At 40.7% G+C, this 19,460-nt stretch carries 13 protein-coding genes; 7 read left to right on the forward strand and 6 right to left on the reverse strand.

The features are described from left to right. Positions 1-24 precede the first annotated feature (24 nt). On the reverse strand, positions 25-882 hold the full coding sequence (locus CXF81_RS02600; RefSeq protein WP_101179800.1) for an SPFH domain-containing protein: 858 nt from the start codon (positions 880-882) through the stop codon (positions 25-27). 188 nt (positions 883-1,070) lie between these two features. Next, positions 1,071-1,841, reverse strand: coding sequence for a SapC family protein (locus CXF81_RS02605; RefSeq protein WP_101179801.1), 771 nt, complete (start codon positions 1,839-1,841; stop codon positions 1,071-1,073). 283 nt (positions 1,842-2,124) lie between these two features. Between CXF81_RS02605 and CXF81_RS02610 the strand changes: the two genes are divergently transcribed. The 5 genes from CXF81_RS02610 to CXF81_RS02630 all read left to right on the forward strand — a co-directional run bounded on the left by CXF81_RS02610 (position 2,125) and on the right by CXF81_RS02630 (position 10,172). Further along, entirely contained in the window at positions 2,125-3,159 is a 1,035-nt protein-coding gene (locus tag CXF81_RS02610) for a UDP-glucose--hexose-1-phosphate uridylyltransferase (protein ID WP_101179802.1), read from the forward strand. A 15-nt stretch (positions 3,160-3,174) separates the two neighbouring features. Then, on the forward strand, positions 3,175-4,353 hold the full coding sequence (galK, locus tag CXF81_RS02615; RefSeq protein ID WP_232771753.1) for a galactokinase: 1,179 nt from the start codon (positions 3,175-3,177) through the stop codon (positions 4,351-4,353). A gap of 9 nt (positions 4,354-4,362) precedes the next feature. Next, positions 4,363-5,355, forward strand: a complete 993-nt coding sequence (locus tag CXF81_RS02620; protein ID WP_101179803.1) for a Gfo/Idh/MocA family protein — start codon at positions 4,363-4,365, stop codon at positions 5,353-5,355. A 61-nt stretch (positions 5,356-5,416) separates the two neighbouring features. Beyond that, on the forward strand, positions 5,417-6,814 hold the full coding sequence (locus CXF81_RS02625) for an acetylhydrolase (RefSeq protein WP_101179873.1): 1,398 nt from the start codon (positions 5,417-5,419) through the stop codon (positions 6,812-6,814). Positions 6,815-6,914: 100 nt separating this feature from the next. Next, positions 6,915-10,172: a glycoside hydrolase family 2 TIM barrel-domain containing protein gene (locus CXF81_RS02630; RefSeq protein WP_101179804.1), complete on the forward strand. Its 3,258-nt coding sequence runs from the start codon at positions 6,915-6,917 to the stop codon at positions 10,170-10,172. Positions 10,173-10,261: 89 nt separating this feature from the next. On the opposite strand, the gene CXF81_RS02635 is transcribed toward CXF81_RS02630, so the two are convergent. The 3 genes from CXF81_RS02635 to CXF81_RS02645 all read right to left on the reverse strand — a co-directional run bounded on the left by CXF81_RS02635 (position 10,262) and on the right by CXF81_RS02645 (position 15,552). Beyond that, on the reverse strand, positions 10,262-11,023 hold the full coding sequence (locus CXF81_RS02635) for a SapC family protein (RefSeq protein WP_101179805.1): 762 nt from the start codon (positions 11,021-11,023) through the stop codon (positions 10,262-10,264). 28 nt (positions 11,024-11,051) lie between these two features. Next, positions 11,052-12,575 carry a tryptophan halogenase family protein gene (locus CXF81_RS02640; RefSeq protein ID WP_101179806.1) on the reverse strand — a complete coding sequence of 508 codons (1,524 nt, stop codon included), beginning with the start codon at positions 12,573-12,575 and terminating at the stop codon, positions 11,052-11,054. A 169-nt stretch (positions 12,576-12,744) separates the two neighbouring features. After that, on the reverse strand, positions 12,745-15,552 hold the full coding sequence (locus CXF81_RS02645) for a TonB-dependent receptor (RefSeq protein ID WP_101179807.1): 2,808 nt from the start codon (positions 15,550-15,552) through the stop codon (positions 12,745-12,747). Between the two features lie 541 nt (positions 15,553-16,093). Between CXF81_RS02645 and CXF81_RS02650 the strand changes: the two genes are divergently transcribed. Further along, positions 16,094-17,611: an SLC5 family protein gene (locus CXF81_RS02650; protein WP_101179808.1), complete on the forward strand. Its 1,518-nt coding sequence runs from the start codon at positions 16,094-16,096 to the stop codon at positions 17,609-17,611. A gap of 44 nt (positions 17,612-17,655) precedes the next feature. On the opposite strand, the gene CXF81_RS19765 is transcribed toward CXF81_RS02650, so the two are convergent. Continuing rightward, positions 17,656-17,829 carry a hypothetical protein gene (locus tag CXF81_RS19765; RefSeq protein ID WP_157825479.1) on the reverse strand — a complete coding sequence of 58 codons (174 nt, stop codon included), beginning with the start codon at positions 17,827-17,829 and terminating at the stop codon, positions 17,656-17,658. A 274-nt stretch (positions 17,830-18,103) separates the two neighbouring features. Here CXF81_RS19765 and CXF81_RS02655 point away from each other — a divergent pair, with 274 nt between their 5' ends. Then, the gene (locus tag CXF81_RS02655) at positions 18,104-19,321 is read left to right on the forward strand and encodes a serine hydrolase (protein WP_101179809.1); all 1,218 of its coding nucleotides are present in this window, start codon (positions 18,104-18,106) and stop codon (positions 19,319-19,321) included. Positions 19,322-19,460 lie beyond the last annotated feature (139 nt).

The raw sequence follows: 19,460 nt of genomic DNA on the forward strand, positions 1-19,460 counted from the left end.
AATTTCATCCTTACCTGTATCAGATTAGCACAAACTACCGGCATTAACTATTGGTTGTGTATGTTTGTCACTGCATAACACGACTAGCAGGTTGGTTACCATCTGCGCTTTACGTTCCTCATCTAAGTCAACGACACCGTCGTTTTTTAAGCGGTTTAATGCCATTTCAACCATGCCAACGGCACCATCAACAATTTTGGTTCTGGCCGCTATTATTGCAGAGGCTTGCTGGCGCTGTAACATTGCACTGGCAATTTCAGGTGCATAAGCAAGGTGGCTTATTCGAGCTTCCTGAACGGTTATGCCCGCTTTGCCGAGTCGTTCTTGAACTTCATGTTTTAAGCGCTCACCAATTTCACCGGGGTGGCTTCTTAACGCAACTTCAGCTTCAGCGTCGTCGCTAGGATCATAAGGGAAACTACTAGCCATAATTCTTAATGCCGACTCGCTTTGGATCGTCACATAGCTTTCATAGTCATCAACTTCAAACACTGCCTCAGCAGTATCTGATACAGACCAAACCACGATAGTTGCAATCTCAATCGGATTACCTTGATTATCATTCACCTTAATTTTTGCACTTTCGAAGTTTCTAATACGCAATGAGATGGTTCTTCTTACAAAAAAGGGTATCGTCCAGCGCAGTCCGTTTTCCTTAACAGTGCCGACATAACTGCCAAATAAGGTCATGACTTTACCTTGATTTGGTTGCACCATGAAAAAACCAGTAAACCCTAGTATGTTGACTATGGCTAGCAAAGCAGAGAAGAATTTACCCGCATCGCTAGCAAATAAGTAAATAGCTAATACGACTAGAATCGGCAGTATTATCAGCGCAATTAAATAGCCATTTGTTGAGAAACCTGTCTTTTCAGTAATCATGAATAACTCTATAGTGATATCATTTTGATATCACTATAGAGTTATTTTTGAGTGAGATCAAGAAACTAACGTAATTAAATTATGCGAACCCACTTTGGATTATATACTGTTCCCTTTAATGAATAAGTAACTTGGTCGTTGCGCGCACGGTGGCTTTTTTTGAATGAATTACTCAACAAACTGTTCAACTAAGAAACAGCCACATCTTTTGCAGGTGTCATTTTAACTTCAATAATCTGGGCCCGCTCAACCTTTTCATTGTTAAGCAAAATCAGTTTATTTACTTGTATAATTGATATTAACATTGCATGAATAGGCATTAAATAACCTTGCTTGTGCAGTGAATCAAGTTCTTGGCTGCTGAGGCTTTTCAAGCGCTCTTCATCAATAGTGTGCAATCCTCTAATATTTTTAGAATTGCCATCTAGCAACTGAACGTTCATATCTAAGGGTTTGAACAAGTCCAACTCCTCTAGTGTCTTACTAAACTGGACTGTTTGTTTGTCCTTCTGAACATCGGCTTCTAGAAGTTGTACCCGTCTTTTAGCACCTTCAGTTGGATTATTTTTTTCATCAAATAACGATTCGCCTGTCGTCTTTGAAAAGCAACTATTTTGTTCCAAGATACCAATGGTATAGGCATTTTCTTCAACAGGTGCTTTCATTAAGTAAAATGGAAATGTTTGCACGCTCGTGGGACGATAGATAACCCCGAACTTGTCGTTTTTTACATACAAGTTTTCGTTTGGCGCAAAGCTGGTCATAGCCGAAAACGTCCAAAAGCCATTGTGCGTATTTCTGGTTGCAAATATAGGAAAACAAGTTGCCGCTTGCCCTAGTTCTGTTGCTCGTAACGTTATCAAGTGTAGTTTCGCAATATGGTCGATAACCGCGTTATTTTTAATTTTTAAGTCTTTATGCGCTTTGTTATTTAATTCTACTAACGTAAGTTTTTTCATAAATTCATACTAATTATTATTCGTAAACATGAATTCTATCGCATTTTTTACAAAAGGGTTATGCTCGATTAATTATGCATCATCTTTGATCTTAAAAGATGGATCCAACATTCATTAATCGTATAAATACGATTAATGTTGATTTGTAAACTCTGCCTAGTTACCATATAAATAGAAAATAGAGTCGGAACTAGCTTAGTTGAAGCCCTCAAAAAAGTTGGAAACAGAGTCCAAATTGGAGCTGAAAGCTACTTAACATGTTTTTATCGGAAGTTGTTAGATTATGACTAAAAATTATGAATTTACCCATCGTCGTAAAAATTTGCTAAATGGCGAATGGGTGTTGGTATCGCCGCATCGCAATAATCGTCCCTGGTTGGGGGCAACTGAAGCGCCAACTGAGTCTTTGAATCATAACTATGATGCCACTTGCCCATTGTGTCCAGGCAATACTCGAGCTAATAGCGAGACTAACCCAAATTACGATTTTACCCACGTATTTATCAATGATTTTGGTGCATTAACGCCGACATTGGCTGACGATTCAAAAATTGATGATGATAATTTATTTGAAGCCGAAGCAGCCACAGGCGAAGCAAGAGTGATTTGCTTCTCGCGTGAGCATAATAAAACGCTTCCCGAATTATCTATTAATGAGATTGCGCAAGTGGTGGCGACGTGGAAGTCACAGTTTGTTGACCTCTCAAGTCGTTATTCATGCATTCATATCTTTGAGAACAAAGGCGAGATGATGGGGTGCTCTCAGCCCCATCCACACGGTCAGATATGGGCGCATAATCATCGATCTAGCGAAATTCAATCTGAAGACGAAAGACAGGCCACTTACTTCGATAAACATCAGCGTGGATTGCTAGAAGTCTATATTGAAAAAGAACAAATTGAAAAGCAACGCATTGTAATTGAAAATAAACATTGGCTGGTGGTGGTGCCGTATTGGGCAAAATGGCCTTTTGAGACGCTATTATTGTGTAAAGATGACGTACAAACGATGGCACAACTTGACGATGCTCAAGCACGTTCACTAGCTGAAATTTTACAAGAATTAACCATACGATATGACAATGTATTCAATTGTAGTTTTCCATATTCAATGGGTTGGCACAACGCGCCGCTCGATTTGAGTGATGCAAAACATTGGCGTTTACATGCGCATTTTTATCCACCTCTATTGCGCTCATCTTCAGTTAAAAAGCATATGGTGGGTTACGAGATGTTGGCAGAAAGTCAACGTGATTTAACGGCAGAAACGGCGGCGAAAATTCTCCGTGAGGTTCCCACTGTTCACTATAAAAACTAAGGATCAGAAGAGAGCATGTTAGCGACTACTATGACGACAAAAATAAAAGACTCACCTTTTCATAACGCCTTCGTCGATATCTATGGCGAGGAGCCAACAGCTTTGTCAAATGCACCTGGTAGGGTCAATCTCATTGGTGAGTTTACCGACTATAATGATGGATTTGTGTTGCCTTGCGCGTTGCAATATAGCACGCGAATATTATTTAATAAGCGCGATGACTCGATTGTAAACGTGCGCTCGACACAATATGCAGGTGAAAAAGACAGCTTTGATATCAGCGCCGATATTGTTCCTGGTGATTCACAGTGGGGCAACTACATTCGTGCTGTGGCATTCGCTTTTAAACGTGAGGATCATAACTTGTCAGGTTTCGATCTACTGATTGACAGTGATGTGCCTCAAGGTAGCGGATTATCGTCATCAGCAGCACTAGAAGTCGCTATTGGAGGAATGTTTAATCATGCTTGCCAGCTTGGGTTGTCAGAGGCTCAAATTGCAGTCTTAGGACAGGCTGCAGAAAACGATTTTATAAATTGCCAGTGCGGGGTTATGGATCAAATGATATCAGCTTGCGGGGTGCAAGGTCATGCGATGCTTCTCGATTGTGAAAGCTTAGAAACAGTAGCGGTTTTAATTCCAGAAGATTTAGCCATTGTTATCGTGAACTCTAATTATCCGCGAAAACTCGTTGACAGTGAATACAATCAGCGTCGCATTGATTGTGAACAAGCGGCCCTAAAAATGGGAGTCAGTTCGTTAAGGCAGGCTGACTTGAGCAAACTTGATTCAAATAAAGGCATCTTGAGTGCAAATGAATACAAACGAGCACATCATGTTATTAGTGAAAATCAACGCGTATTAGATGCTGTTGAGGCGCTCAAAAATAATGATATGGATACGTTGCGCCAGTTAATGACCGCTTCCCATCAATCGTTGAAGTACGATTTTGAAGTAACAGTGCCGGCAACTGACGGATTGGTAGAAATTTGTGCTGCAACTTTACAAAATCGAGGTGCTGTTAGAATGACCGGTGGTGGGTTTGGCGGAGCAATAGTTTGTCTGTGCAGGACAGATGACATTGAATCAATTACGCAAGCTGTAGGATCTCAATACGAAAAGCGTTTTAATTTACGCGCAAATATATATGTGTGTAGCGCTGGTAAAGGGCTAACGGTTTCAAATATTAAATAAGGAATTAGAATGCTAAATTGGGGTGTAATTGGATGCGGTAATATCGCCAACACGTTCGCAGATGGATTGGCTTGTCTAGATTCTGGAAAATTAATTGCTTGTGCCTCTAATTCTATGCAAAGAGCCCATGTTTGGGCTGAAAATCAAAAGTTTCAACATGATATTCGCAGCGTATACAGCAGCTATGAAGCGCTGGTAAATGACAGCGATGTACAAGCCATTTATGTCGCCAATACTCACAATTTTCACTATCAGTCAATTAAGTTGTGCCTGCAAAATTACAAACACGTTTTGTGTGAAAAGCCGATCACGTTAAATGCCCAACAAGCTGCTGAACTGTATGCACTAGCGCGGGAAAATAAGTGCTTTCTCATGGAAGCAGTATGGACTCGGTTTTTACCGGCTATTCGCATGCTGCAAAAAAACCTTTCAGATAATGTGATTGGCGATATCTTAAGTGTCAGAGCTGACTTCTGTATCAATCCAAAGCTAGCTGAAAGCCATCGACTTCGTAGTAAAAAACTGGCTGGTGGCGCATTACTCGACCTTGGTATTTACCCAATTACATTCTCGTCCCTCGTATTCGATGGGCCTCCTGAAAAAATCCAAAGTTCAGCGATAATGGATACCACCGGTGTGGATGCGCGGTCATTCTATTTATTTGAATATAGTGATGGACGCATCGCCTCACTATCCTCGGGCTATACTCAAGTAGCACCTTGTGAAGCCTTAATTTCTGGCTCTGAGGGCTATATTAGAGTCCCTCAATTCTTCGCTGCACAAGGCTTCTCTGTGCACATACAAGGGCAAGAACCGCAAACTTACAGTTACCCATTTAGTGACAATGAAAACTTCAGTTTTGAAATACAACATATGCACGATTGCATACAACAAGGGTTGTTACAAAGTCCAATCATGACGCATGACGAAAGTTTGCAAATAATGCAGACAATGGACCTCCTGCGTAATCAATGGGGCCTTAAATATGAAGGTGAGCAATAAGCAGTTGCAGCGCAAATAATAGAACAGTAAATAACATAATAATAAGGAAAATATGAGTATTATGAACAAGTATTTAGACAATACCAAAGTCAAAACTGACAAATGGAAACCGGCTTTACTTATTGGTTCTTACTTATTACTTGCTGCCCTTGTTAGTGGTTGCAATCCAAACACTGAAGCGGGAGATGTCGCAGCAGCTGTTGATACGAATTCTCAAGCGCTTAAAAGCGAAAAACTGCAGCCTCAGCAGTTATATCCTGAAGTACATCCGGATATGCAACCTGAACTAGCAGCGGCCGGCAAGTATAAGGTTGGCGTTAAGACACTTGATATTACTAATGAAAAGTACGTCGACTTACTAACAAATCAGATTAAGCCGAGAACACTTAAAATTGAGGTTTGGTATCCAGCCGATTACAACAAAGGAACGCCGTTAACTTCCTATGAAAACGAAACCAGATTAGCCAAGAAATTCAGTATTCAAGCCAATGCCGTAAGAGATGCGGCGCCGTTAGTTTCCGGATCAGCATATCCAGTAGTGGTAATATCACATGGTTATACTGGGTATAGACAAATTATGTTTTATCTTGGGGAGCACTTAGCTAGCCACGGCTACATAGTGGCAGCAATTGATCATACAGACTCAACAAACGAAGATGTTGACATAGTTAATGCCCCGTTCAATGGTTTCCCAAGTACGCTGATTAACCGCAGTCGAGATCAGCAATTTACGCTTGATTTTATGACCCAAGAAAAACACTTTTTAAGGACTGTTGTTAATACCAAAGATGCAGGTCTAATCGGCTATTCAATGGGCGCATTTGGCGCATTGAACACGGTGGGCGGTTGTTATAACTTCTCGCTAGAACAAGCGGGTATGTTTACCGGAACGCAGGATGTAAAGATGCTGCCCTTGGTGCAAAAAGCCTTGAATAGTTGTGCTGCAGGCCAATACGAAAACCCAAAAGTGGACGATAAATGGAAAGCGGCAATTATGCTTGCTGCATGGGGTGGCCAGAATAATTTATTTACGCATAAAAGTCTTACCAACATTCAAGTGCCCAACTTGTTTGTATCAGGAAATCTGGATGATATTTCTGGTTATGCAGGCATACAGTCTTTATATGAAAAAACGCAAGCTTCCAGCACGTACTTACTAACTATAATAAATGCGCGCCATAACATTGCACCTCATCCTGCGCCAAAAGAGGCTTGGGGAAGTGAAACGGATTTTGGTCACTATTATGAATCTGCATGGTCAAGTTCAGTGTTAAACGATATCAATAAACATTTTGCTTTAGCGATGATGGATTGTCATGTAAAAAAACAAACTGAAACGTGTGATTATTTGAACCTGTCGCAAAGCTCCGATCAAGTGCAGGTGGATGGCAAATTACCTGAACCATGGAAGGGTTTCGATACTCGTTTCTCAACTGGATTGCGTTGGCAGCAGAAGTAGATAGCGCTAGAAGATGACGACTCCCATGCTCGTCATCAACGACAGTCCGAAATCAGTTAAGTAAATGTTTTACCTCTTACCAAGACCATAGGTGATCACTATGCATAATACTAAGGCTTTATTCCTACGCGCTTCTATTCTTCTGGTCGCAGCGATATTTAATAATCAACCAGCACAAGCTGGATTTACGAGCGAAGAAAATACCACGTCTACCTTAGAACATTGGCAAAATCCTAGTGTCTTTCGTATTAATAAATTACCGGCTCGCGCATTTTATTATCCAGTAACTAACGAGGAAGATGCTTTCACTCGAGAACCTTGGAAACAGACCAACTACCAATTGTTGAATGGGACGTGGAAATTCAAATGGGTGAATGCAGTTAGCAGAGCCCCACAAAATTTCCAGACTGTTGATTACGATGATAGTCAATGGGACGATTTCGCTGTACCCGCCAATTGGGAAGTGAATGGTTATGGCTCACCGTTTTATCATTCGCATTATTGTTTAAAGCCTAACACTGAGCAAATTGAATTGCCGCTGACTTACAATCCAGTAGGGTCTTATCGTAAAATAATTAATATTGACAAATCGTGGGATGACAATCAGATCATTCTTCATTTAGGCGCAGTAAAGTCAGCATTTTATTTGTATGTTAACGGTCAAAATGTCGGCTACTCCGAGGACTCAAAAACCGCTGCTGAATTTGATATTACTGATTTTGTTGAGCTAGGTAAAAATACCATTGCTATGCAGGTATTCCGATACTCTACTGGTTCCTATTTTGAATGTCAGGATATGTGGCGCGTCAGCGGCATAGAACGTGACGTCTATTTGTATGCCGCGCCCAAGGTGCGCATTGCTGATTTTCATGCGCAAACTACATTGACAGATAATTACCGCACGGGGGTTCTAAATTTCACTGCACTGATTGGAAATCGTACAACAGAGTCCGCTAAAGGCTACAGGTTAGCGATTGAATTACTTGACCATAACAATGTAAAAATAGCATCTACATCCATCAACATAAATAACACTGAAAAAAACAATGATAGTGAAGTTACAACTCAAATTTTAGTTCCAAACGCATCGGTTTGGAGTGCAGAAACGCCCTATTTATATCAACTTAAAATGGCCCTAGTTAATGGCGATGGTGAGCAACAGGAATGGGTTGGTCAACACATTGGATTTCGCAGCAGTGAGCTGAAAGGGGGGCAAATATTGATCAATGGACAAGCCGTGCTGTTTAAAGGTGTCAACCGACACGAACATGACCCCGTGTCTGCACATGTAATAACACGGGAGTCGATGCGTAAAGATGTAGAACTAATGAAAGCTTTTAATATTAATGCCTTGCGCATGGCTCATTATCCGCATGACCCTTATATTTATTACTTGGCGGATAAATATGGATTGTATGTTATGGATGAGGCGAACATTGAGTCGCATGGGATTGGGGCGGCAAATCAAGGCGGGGCCTACGACCCAGAGGTTCATTTAGTTAATAAAGTTGAATGGAAAGATGCCTATATTGATCGCGTTTCTAACATGTATCACCGTACTAAAAATCATCCTTCAGTCGTGATGCGCTCATTGGGTAATGAGTCGGGTGATGGCGTGAATTTAGAATTATCATACGACTGGCTTAAACAGCAAGAACCGAATTCTCCTGTTATTTCCGAGCAAGCTCAACTTCGTCGTCATACTGATGCTTACGGACAAATGTATGCGTCGCTTGAACAAGTTGAACGTTTTGCAAAAACAAAACAAGACCTTACGCGGCCAATGATCCTTATCGAATATGAGCACGCTATGGGAAATTCACTGGGTAACTTCAATGAATATTGGCAATTATTTGAACGTTATCCGCAGCTTCAAGGTGGTTTTATTTGGGACTGGGTCGATCAAACGTTCGCGATGAAAACAGCAGATGGTCGAGATTTTTGGGGTTACGGAGGCGACCTTGAGCCACCTTTTGCTATTACCGCAAAGAGCTTTTCGGCTAACGGTTTAGTTTATGCCGACCGGACGCCATATCCCTATTTATGGGAAGTAAAACATGCGCAGCAGAATATTGGGTTTTCATTAAGCAAGGCTTCAAATTTGGCTATTCAAGACGGGCAAGGCAGTGGTCAATCAACTCAAGTTGAAATCCGTAACAAACGTTTTTTCAAAAATTTGAGTGATATTGAATTGACTTGGCAGTTGCTCGTCAATGGTGACGTTGATGAAAGCGGGGATGGTCTAATTCTGAGTGCTGAGCCACAATCCTCACAGATCATTAGTATTCCCGTTGTTGCCATACAGCATGACGGCAAAGAGCAATTATTGAACTTACAGGCTCGTTTAGTAAGAGCGCAAAATCTATTACCAGAGGGACATATTGTTGCATCCGAACAAATTTCATTGAGCAAATTGCCGATGCCCATAGCGGCCGCAGAAAAAGGCACAAATCGACTGTCGGTTAGTGACAATGAAGAACGGATCCAATTATCCGGCAAAGATTTTGACTTGGTCATTAGTAAAACAAGCGGTTTAATTAGCAGCATGATTTTTGCCGGTGATCAGTTGCTGAGCTCGAACGTGAACAAACCGGTGCATCCTAACTTTTGGAGAGCGCCGACCGATAATGACTTCCCACAAAAAGGTTATGGCGACCAGTTTGGAGTCTGGCAACACGCGGGTAGCCATACTGAACTCACCAGTATAAGCGTGCAAAAAGTATCGAGCCAAAATACCAAAGTACTGATTGAGCAATATTTACCCGCAGTGGAGAGTCGTTATTTCACGACTTATGATGTATATGGCAATGGCACTATAGATGTTGACGTTTATTTCTATGCCGCGCCGCACAAACGCAGGTCCTATTTACCAAGAATTGGGACGCAATTTGTGTTAAATAAAGATTACCAGCACGTGGCTTGGTATGGGCGAGGGCCTCATGAAAATTACATTGATAGAAAATCCTCTGCTTTTGTCGGCTTATATCAAAGCACGGTTTCAGAACTTGAAGTTCCTTATGTAAGGCCTCAAGAAAACGGACATAGAACCGATATCCGTTTTCTATCCTTCGTTAATAGTAAAGGTAATGGGCTCAAGTTTACGGGTTTACCATTGCTCGCTTTCAACGCGTCAAACTTCGATATGCATGAATTTGATTCAAGCGAAATGCAGGTTAGTCGCAGAAATATGCACCCAACGGACTTAATTGAACAAGATCATATTTTTGTGAATATCGATTACGCTCAGCGCGGAGTAGGAGGAACGGATTCTTGGGGATCAAAGCCTCTTTATGAATATACGCTGCCATGGTTAGACTATCGATATCAGTATCGTATTGAGCCTGTGAGAAAGGATTAAACAACTAAAACAGACTACTTAAGCCCTTTTTACCAATCAGTAGTTTAGTCGTGTCTTCTGGGCTCAAGGCTGCGCTATGATAAGGTATTTTATTGTTCGCTGTCTGGGGTTCTCATTTGTAAACGAGCAATTTTAGGCAGCTCGTGATCCTGATTGTTTAGTTTCATCAAGCGATTAAACTGCGTCAATGAACCTAGTATTGCGTATATTGGGATAAATAAATTACGCTTGAAGAAAGACAAAATAGTGTCTTGATCTAACTTCGACAACGCTTCTTCATCAATCGTGTAGAGTCCTTTAATTCGCTTTACTTTGCCATCTTGGAAGGCAACCATTAACTCAATTTCCTTGAGTAACTGTTTTTCCAACATAAGATTAATGAATTCTTTGGTAAATAGCTGATGTTGATAATGATCAGCTAACTTTGCTTGCATCGATTTTAAGAAAGCGGACTCTCCTTCGCTATCAAAAAGGGAGCGTCCTTCATTCTCCTGCACTAACTCACTTGTTTCATTGATATGCATAGTTAAGGTGTTGTTTTCTCCAACAGCGGGACCGATTGAAAAAGGTTGGCACTGCATTTCATTCGGCAAATGCACTGCATCCCAGTGTTTACTACCGGTATTGAAAAACAAGTTTTGTCCAGCTTCTATTCCCCATAAGGCGACGCTAACAAACATACCAGACTGCCCATCTTTGAGCATAACAATAGGATAACTACTTGCCGCTTGAGCAAACTCTTGTGCAGTTAATGCTGAAAATTGTTGTTGTGCTAGTTCGTTGAAGTCAATTTGTTCTTTTACCTTAAGCTTTGAGTGTAGATCTGGATGAACAGGTGTAGTTTTTGGCATGCAGTCCTCTGTTTGTTAGTACAATAAGCTATAGCTTTGCAAAGCCTTGTAGTTTAATTTGGTTAATAAGCTCTCGATGTTTAGGTAATCGCAGCGCCATTTGTTGCGCCGTTTTTAGTGTTATCTCCAGCTGCCGTTTAGCCCTGTCTTTGTGCGTTAAGGTGTGGGATAACAAACTAAAATCAGTTTTGAATCCGCCTCCATATAAAACATATTGATAGCTGGCTGCATTGAAAGCTTCATAGCTTTGCAAAAAATCGTATTCACTAGGTACTCGATTTTGCCAAAGCATGAGCATTTCTTGTAAGGTTTCAGGAATACTGGACGACTTTTTATTGTCTTTCCAAAAAGGCTCTTGACGCTCGCTTAACACGTAGTGGAGCTTTAAAAAGTCTATTACGCCGCGCCATTTTGCGGTGAATACTTTATTAAAACGTTTTTCCATTGGCTTCATTTCAGCTTTAGTCATGGGTAATTGGTCGGCAATGAAGTTTGCTGACGTTTCTACTAGCATTAAAGCTGAGGCTTCGAGTGGCTCCAAAAATCCCGAAGATAAGCCAACGGCGACACAGTTATGACGCCAAAAACAAGCTCGATGACCTGTTTTAAATTGAATTTTTCGAATTACTAAATCTTCAGCTTGCGGACCAACGTAATTTTTTAGTATTCGTTCCGCATTTTCTAACGATTGGTGCTTGCTTGAAAATACATAGCCGACGCCTCGTCTATGCTGCAGGCCAATGTCCCAGATCCATCCTGCCGTTTGCGCTGTGGATATCGTATGACATGCAATGGGGTCATTTTTGTCTTTATATGGAACGTGCATGGCGAGCGCAGTATCATTGAAAAGAATATCGTTTTTTGCAATAAAAGGTACGCCTAATGTTTGTCCGAGTAATAACGACGAAAAACCACTGCAATCGATAAAAAAATCTGCCTCTAGTCGACCTGCAGAATCCGTTTCAACATCCGAAATACTGCCATCAGGATGCTGGTTAACTTGCGTGATGTTAGCTACCTTGTGTTTAACATTGAGCTTATTCACACTATGATTTCTCAGTAATACTGCGAATTTTCCTGCATCCAAATGATAGCCATAGTTGGCTACTGTTTCATATTCTTTGTGGGTGATATTTTTTGGTGCCAAACCCATTTTACACATATGTGATTGGAAGGTGACTGAGTCACAAAATGTTGGCGCTACTGATAGTGACTCCCAATAAGGGGCAATATCTACCTTGCCATAACCAGCAGGTTGGGTGAATGGATGAAAGTATTCATTTGCGGGTGAAATCCAGTCTACAAATTTACTTGCCTGTTTAAATGTCGCTGAACATTCAGTGATGAATTGTGATTCTGAAATACCTATTTTTTGTAACGTGGTGCGCATTGATGGCCAAGTACCTTCGCCTACGCCGACGGTTGGAATATCAGACGACTCAACTAAGCAGATTTCGATAGATTGGCCGTGTTGCTTTGCTAGTAGAGCAGCCGTTAGCCAACCCGCAGTTCCACCACCAACAATCAATATGCGTTTAGTTACGGTATTCATGTGAAACCTCATTTACTAATATCAATGAAATAAACCTATTTTAGTTCTCTGTTCTTAGCAATGCATTTTGCATAGATTATCTCAAAAATTTGCTTAATTACACAAAAACTACGGCTATAAAAAAGGGGGATAAACCCCCTTTAGATAACAATGTGTAATTAGTTGTTATTTAGAAAGAACCTCTGACGCCAATTGAGTAACGAGTGCCCGTTCTAACTTGCTCAGTGAAATGAGACTGTATACGACCGAACTTCTCTGTGTATTCGTCGGTGATGTTGACACCTTCAAACAACACGGAAAAGTGTTCGTTGATATCGTAACTCGCACTAATATCCCATTGGCCATAGTCATCTACGAACTCAGGTTCACCAGTATCACCATTACTTAAGGTCTGTAAGAAACTGTTACGATTGTTAAAAGCAACACGTGCTTGGAAACCCTCTTTTTCGTAGAACAATACAGCATTCTGAGAATCACCTAAGCCTTCAAGTGCAAAAGTTTGCGCGGTGTTAGTAACATCGATTTCAGCGTCGCTGTTTACAATAGTTGCATTCAGTTGAAAACCAAATCCGCTCTCATGCACATGGGTCCAGGCTAATTCTAAGCCATCAACTTTAGCTGTTTCACCGTTTCTAGGACGGTTAACGGCGAAAGTGTATGAACCGCTTTGTAAAGAAAACTCTTCATCTGCAGTCACGTTAGTGATAAAGCCATCAACTTCCTTACTGAATATACCAATAGAAACGGCGCTAGCATCGGCGTAGTACCATTCATAGGACACATCCCAGTTAGTAGATAAGAATGGTTTTAATGCAGGGTTACCACCACTTGCTAATAGTATACCAGGGCGTGTAGTACCAATGTTAGTTACCGGACGCATTGCTGACATTGTTGGTCTAGTGAGTGTTTCAGAGTAAGCGAAACGCAATAACATGTCGTCTTCAACTTCAAACTTAACGTTCAAGCTTGGCAGCAAGTTCGAATAGTTATTCTTAATTGAAATTGGGCTTGAAATACGCTGGCCACTCGAATCTTCAGAATACACCTGATCCAATATAGTACCATCGGTGGGGTTATCTCTCACATCCAATAATGTTGCTTGCAAACCAGATGCTGTTGAGTCTGCTTCAGTGTATCTAAAGCCGAGATTAACGGTCCAAGGCACATCGCCTAAATCACCTTGAAATACGAAGTCAGCATAGGCTGCAGTAATTTCTTCATTAATTTCAAAACTAGTTCCAAGTTCAACTGGCGTGTAATAATCCAACGCAGCAAAAGCAGCAATGTTGTCAGCTGGGTTTTCACCTAAACCAAGTGTATTTCTCAGGTCAGTTTGCGCAGTAATTGCTGCATCAGAACTTAAGAAGTCTAAATATGCGTCTACGTTGTAACCAAAGAATGCACTTGGAATGCCTTCAAACCAGTCATTTGGCGAGATCAAAGTAGCGATGCCGTCTGGCACTGGAATACCATAACCGCAGTAGAAACAGTTTGGCAAACTAGGTGACTGGAATATTTTGCTAGATTTGGTTCTGTCTTGCGTATATAAACCAAATTTCAGTCTAGTGAAAGTTTCGCTGTCAGGTGTGTAAGTAAAGTCAGCTCGCATTTCCGTAACTTCATCAACACGCTCATCGCCACCACGTTCTACATAGTGAGCGCGTAATTTATCAGCATCACCTAAACCAAAAGGACCTGAAATTCCATCGCTGGCTAAGCTTGGAATATCGCCACCTTGAGTAAAGTCATATATATAACCGTTGGGATAACCCATGACGGTGAATACGCGACTTTGGTCGCCACTTAAGTCTTCTGCTTCAGATGTTGAAATATCAAAATCTGCATTGAAGGTATCTGTAATATCCCAATCTGCGTTAAAACCGAACGCCTTAATTTCTACGTTTCTGTCTAGGCCTTGCTGAACAAAATCAGTTGCACCAGCGCCGCCACCAGCTGGATCTGTCGCTGAGTTATGCGACCAATAAACAACAGTTTCAGTTTCCGGGTCTACCTCAAAGTCACGAAAATTACCGGGAGTAAACCAGTTAGCATAGTTACTCACTTGTGAATTAACTTCAAATTTTGAGTATAAACCATCGAAGGTTAATTCTACGTCTTCACTTGCAGCAAACTGCACAACTAAAGTGCCACTTGTACGTTTACGTTCTTCTTCGTTAGAGACTAAATCAAGGTTTCTAGGAACGTATACATTAAAAGCTTCTTTGCCGGTCCCGCTTGCAGCGTCAAAGTCGTTAGTTGCAATGCGGTCTACGCGGTAATAACCGCGAGTGTCGGCTTGGTTAATTTGTGCATCACGCTCTTGTGAGGAGAAGGAAAGTAAAACACCTAAGCGGTCATCCATGAACGTGTTACTGATCAAACCAGAAAAGGATGGTGTGGTGCTTTCTGACAAACTATCGTTTGTTGCTTTGATACTTCCCACCGCTTTAAAACCATCTAGCTCAAAGGGTTTTGCTGTATTAAGGTTAATAACTGAACCAATGCCACCGGTTTGATTTTCTGCTAAAGATGTTTTATAAATATCAGCACCAGAAATTAATTCAGCAGCTAGCGTGTCAAAACTGAACTCGCGACCCGAACGCTCGGACGCCATTTGACGACCATTTACCGTTACAAGATTAAACTGAGGCCCGAAACCTCTAACGGAGATTAGTTGTCCTTCTCCGCCATTTCTGTCGATCGAAACACCCGTAATACGCTGCAATGACTCTGCTACGTTTTGATCAGGAAATTTACCTAAATCTTCAGCCGAAATTCCGTCGGAAACAATGAGTGCTTCTTTTTTATCGGAAAATGACCTTTTGAGACTGCTTATTAGGCCACGTACTTCGATGACTTCAATATTATCTTCATTCTCGACTGACTCTTGTGCCATAAGTGGCAATGCTGCCAATGTCATGGCTCCTGGAATTAATAGAGCTGCTTTAATCGCAGTTCCCAAATAGCTCCTTTTCATAAGAAGGCCCCTTTAGTTTTGTGTAGTAGGTTGTGTGTGTTTATTTAGTTATATTTGTACATTTTTTCGGAATCATACCTAGGGTTAAAAACGGTAAATATTTATTCCTGACTCGTATTATGCACTATTTGTATGTTAAATAGTATTAATAGCTTATGTCAACATATCATTAACATATAGTTGTAATTAAATAGTTAAAATAAACCGACATGTCCGATGTATGCAGAGCGAAATAACGTTGATTAATAGCCCTTTATGTATAAATATAAAACATTAAAGTGTTGGAGAGTTTGTAACATTACGATAATGAAAAGATGTAAATTCAATTTAAAAATAGATAGATGAACAAGCTACTGATGTTTATATTCATGAATTTCAGTAAGTTAATAAAACTAACAATAAATTCAATTTGTATTATAAATATGTTTATAATAGTTTGGTGTCAGTTGTTGTGTTAACCAACGTCAATCACTTTGTTATTTCGCATTTAATATTTAATCAGTTAGCAAACTAGCGTTGCATAAAAAGAAGAAGAACAGATATGTCAGACAGTAGTATTCAAATTGGCGTTTTTTTAATTGTTACAGTGCTTATCGCATTTGTTACCTATCTGCATTGCAAAAATAAGGGACATAAGGAAACAAATCAAACTAAGGAATACTTTTTAGCGGGAGGCGGTTTAGCTTGGTATTTCGTGGCTGGTTCAATAACGTTGACCAACCTTAGTACTGACCAGTTGGTTGGCATGAACGGAAATCAAATGGCCTTACTCTCACTTTGGGAGTTTTCAGCGGTCATTGGCTTAATTGTGTTGGCTAAGGTTTTCTTACCTATTTATTACCGTTTTAATTGCACAACGACTACTGAGTTGCTTGAAATTCGTTATAACAACAAACATATACGTGCAGTCATCAGTATACTGTTCTTTCTTGGTAGTGCCCTTATTTTTTGCCCCGCTGTTATATACAGTGGTGCGCTTTTCATGCAGAAAATGTTTAATATAGAAACTCAGTTTGTCTCTGTCACAATCGGTTCGAGTGAGTTTATTGTCGATATGATGATCATTTACATATCCGCGATATTTGGGATCGTTGGTGCACTATATGCGATTTTTGGGGGCTTGCGCGCAGTTGCTGTTTCTGACACCTATTCAGGGGTGATTTTGCTAATTATGGCTTTAGTGGTCGTATTTTTAGCGTTGGATAAGATTGACTATAGCTTTGCTGGTATTCCTGCTGAGCGTCTTACCTTAATTGGCAATGACGAGTCACCTATTCCATGGCACACATTATTAACGGGTATGATATTTATTCAGATGTTCTATTGGGGCACTAATCAAGTCATCACTCAAAGAGCGATGGCGGCACCGAACATAAAAGAAGCACAAAAAGGTGTGTTTGCTGCCGCTGGTATTCGTTTATTGATCGTTCCAGCCATCATAGTTATCCCGGGTATTGTCTCTTACAAGTTATACGGTGATATTGGTGACGCTGCTTATGGAACGATTGTTGGCGACCTTTTGCCTACGTATCTAAGTGGTCTGTTTGCCGCAGCGATGGCGGCAGCGGTGTTGACTACATTTAATAGTAACCTGAACTCAGCAACCGCGTTATATGTGTGCGACGTTCATCACGCTTACTTTAATAAGACGCCTAACGTTCAAAAGCTTAGCGGTATTGTGACTGCAATTATGACTCTGTTAGCGTTAGCATTAGTCATGGTATATGCGCAGGCTGATAGCATTATCAACCTTATCCAACAACTTTACGGATTGCTGAGTATGCCTATTCTTTCTGTATTTATTTTAGGCCTAGCATTTAAAAATGTGCACGCAACAGCCGGCTTATTTTCGGTTATTTTTGGCGTGATCCTTTACTTCCTATTATCCTTTGAGGTCTCTCCATTCTTCCAACCCTTCGGTCTGCATTTCATTCATTTGATGTTTATTACCTTGGTATCTTGCCTAACACTTGCATTGCTCTTGAATTGGGCTTTGTTTGGGCAGAGACCCCAGTTTCATTGGGTCGGTAATGAAACTGAAACTCAAGTGCTTAGCTAAGCGACTTAACGGCTTGGTCCATTGCTTTGAGCCTTGTTATATATTTAACAAGGCGTTTCCTTTTTGATAACTGCGATGTGTTCTTTGTTGGCTATTTCACTTTTACTTCTATGCTTTTCGTCGCCACCACACAAGCATACAATCCCAATCACTCCTTGTCCGTGGCCTATTAAGTGGGTCTTGTCGCGCTGATGTATGTCGTTACTCCATATCTCCATTTCATATCGTCACTTTTAAAACGTTAATTGAACATTAACTTGCCATAAGACGGCATTGAGTAAAATAGGGTTAGCAATAACAGTCCTGATATTTTAGAAACGAGTTTTACAGTTAGCATGGTAACTTCCTTTCTTGCTATCTTTTATAACTGAATGCACACTCGTTATACTATCGACGTCAATTCTGTTTTAATTGTTTAACATCGAGAATAAATAGCATGTGTATTCTTAGTTTTAAAAAGTACTAATTATTAATATCAGGAACAACATTCGAATGAAAAATAAAAATAATAAGATAACTATATTTGGCCGGAAGGCGTTATCTATTGCGCTAATTTCACTATTAGCATTTGTGAATAGTGCGCAAAGTGATGCTTTATCCGACGAAGCTTTTATTCAAAAAAATAAGCTAAGAGAGCGTGCAACTGAGGTTTTATTTTGGAATCAAGACGAGCGGGCAGTAGGCTTTAAGAATATAGGCATTATTGCACCTACAAGAGTTGTCGCTAAAGCTGAAAATGCAAAACCGATGATCTTGAACGATATTGGCCTTGCTGATGTAACTTATGAAGTTGAGGGTATAAAATATAGCATTCAAGACTTTATAAAACTGCCGAGTGCTATTGGGTTGGTTGTTTTAAAGGATGGTCAACTGGTGTATGAGGACTACACTGAGGGTAACGATCATAATACTCGTTGGATCTCGTTTTCAGTGACAAAATCAGTCTCTTCCTTATTGATTGGAGCGGCCATTAAAGATGGCTATATTGAAGGCGTTGATGATCTGGTTGTTGACTACTTGCCACAATTCAAAGGGTCAGCGTACGAAGGCGTGAGTATAAAGAACGTTTTGAATATGAACTCTGGCGTGCAATGGAATGAGGATTATAGCGACCCTAAATCAGATGTTTCAATAGCCGGCGGTGCAAATGGCATTACCCTAGTTAATTATATGAAAGCATTACCAAGAGCCCATAAGCCAGGCACCGTTTTTAATTATAATACGGCTGAATCTAACTTGATTGGTGAACTGCTGCGTTCTGCAATAGGTAATAATGCCTCCACGTATTTGCAAGATAAAATTTGGCAACCCTATGCAATGGAGAATGATGCGCTTTGGCTATTAGATAGGCCAAACGGGGTTGAAACCGGCGGCTGCTGCTTGCTGGCAACGTTGCGCGATTTTTCTCGCATAGGTCAATTTGCACTGGAACAGTTAGCCTCCCCAAAAAATTCTCCGCTAGCACTAAACTGGATGCAAAATTCAGTCTCCCCCTCAGTAACTTATCCTGGTTATGGATATCAGTGGTGGCTTAATTCCGATAATAACAACTTTCAAGCAAGAGGTATTTTTGGTCAGTCTATTTTGGTTGTGCCAGAACTTGGACTTATCATTGCTAAACATGGGAATACCCCCAGAGCAACAGGTTCTAGCGTATTCACAGCTCATTCTGATGCCTTGTATATGGCAATTACTCAGCGATTCAATTGATATAAAAGGAGCGTAAACGTCGCCTCTACCAGTGAAACTGCAGACTTAGTTATATCACTGTCGCTATGTGAGGTAATAAGACTTTCTAGCTTAATAATATATTTACGCAGCACAAGCCCTAATAGCAGGGTTGAGCAAC

Source organism: Glaciecola sp. 33A (assembly GCF_002836745.1).
Classification (GTDB): domain Bacteria; phylum Pseudomonadota; class Gammaproteobacteria; order Enterobacterales; family Alteromonadaceae; genus Glaciecola.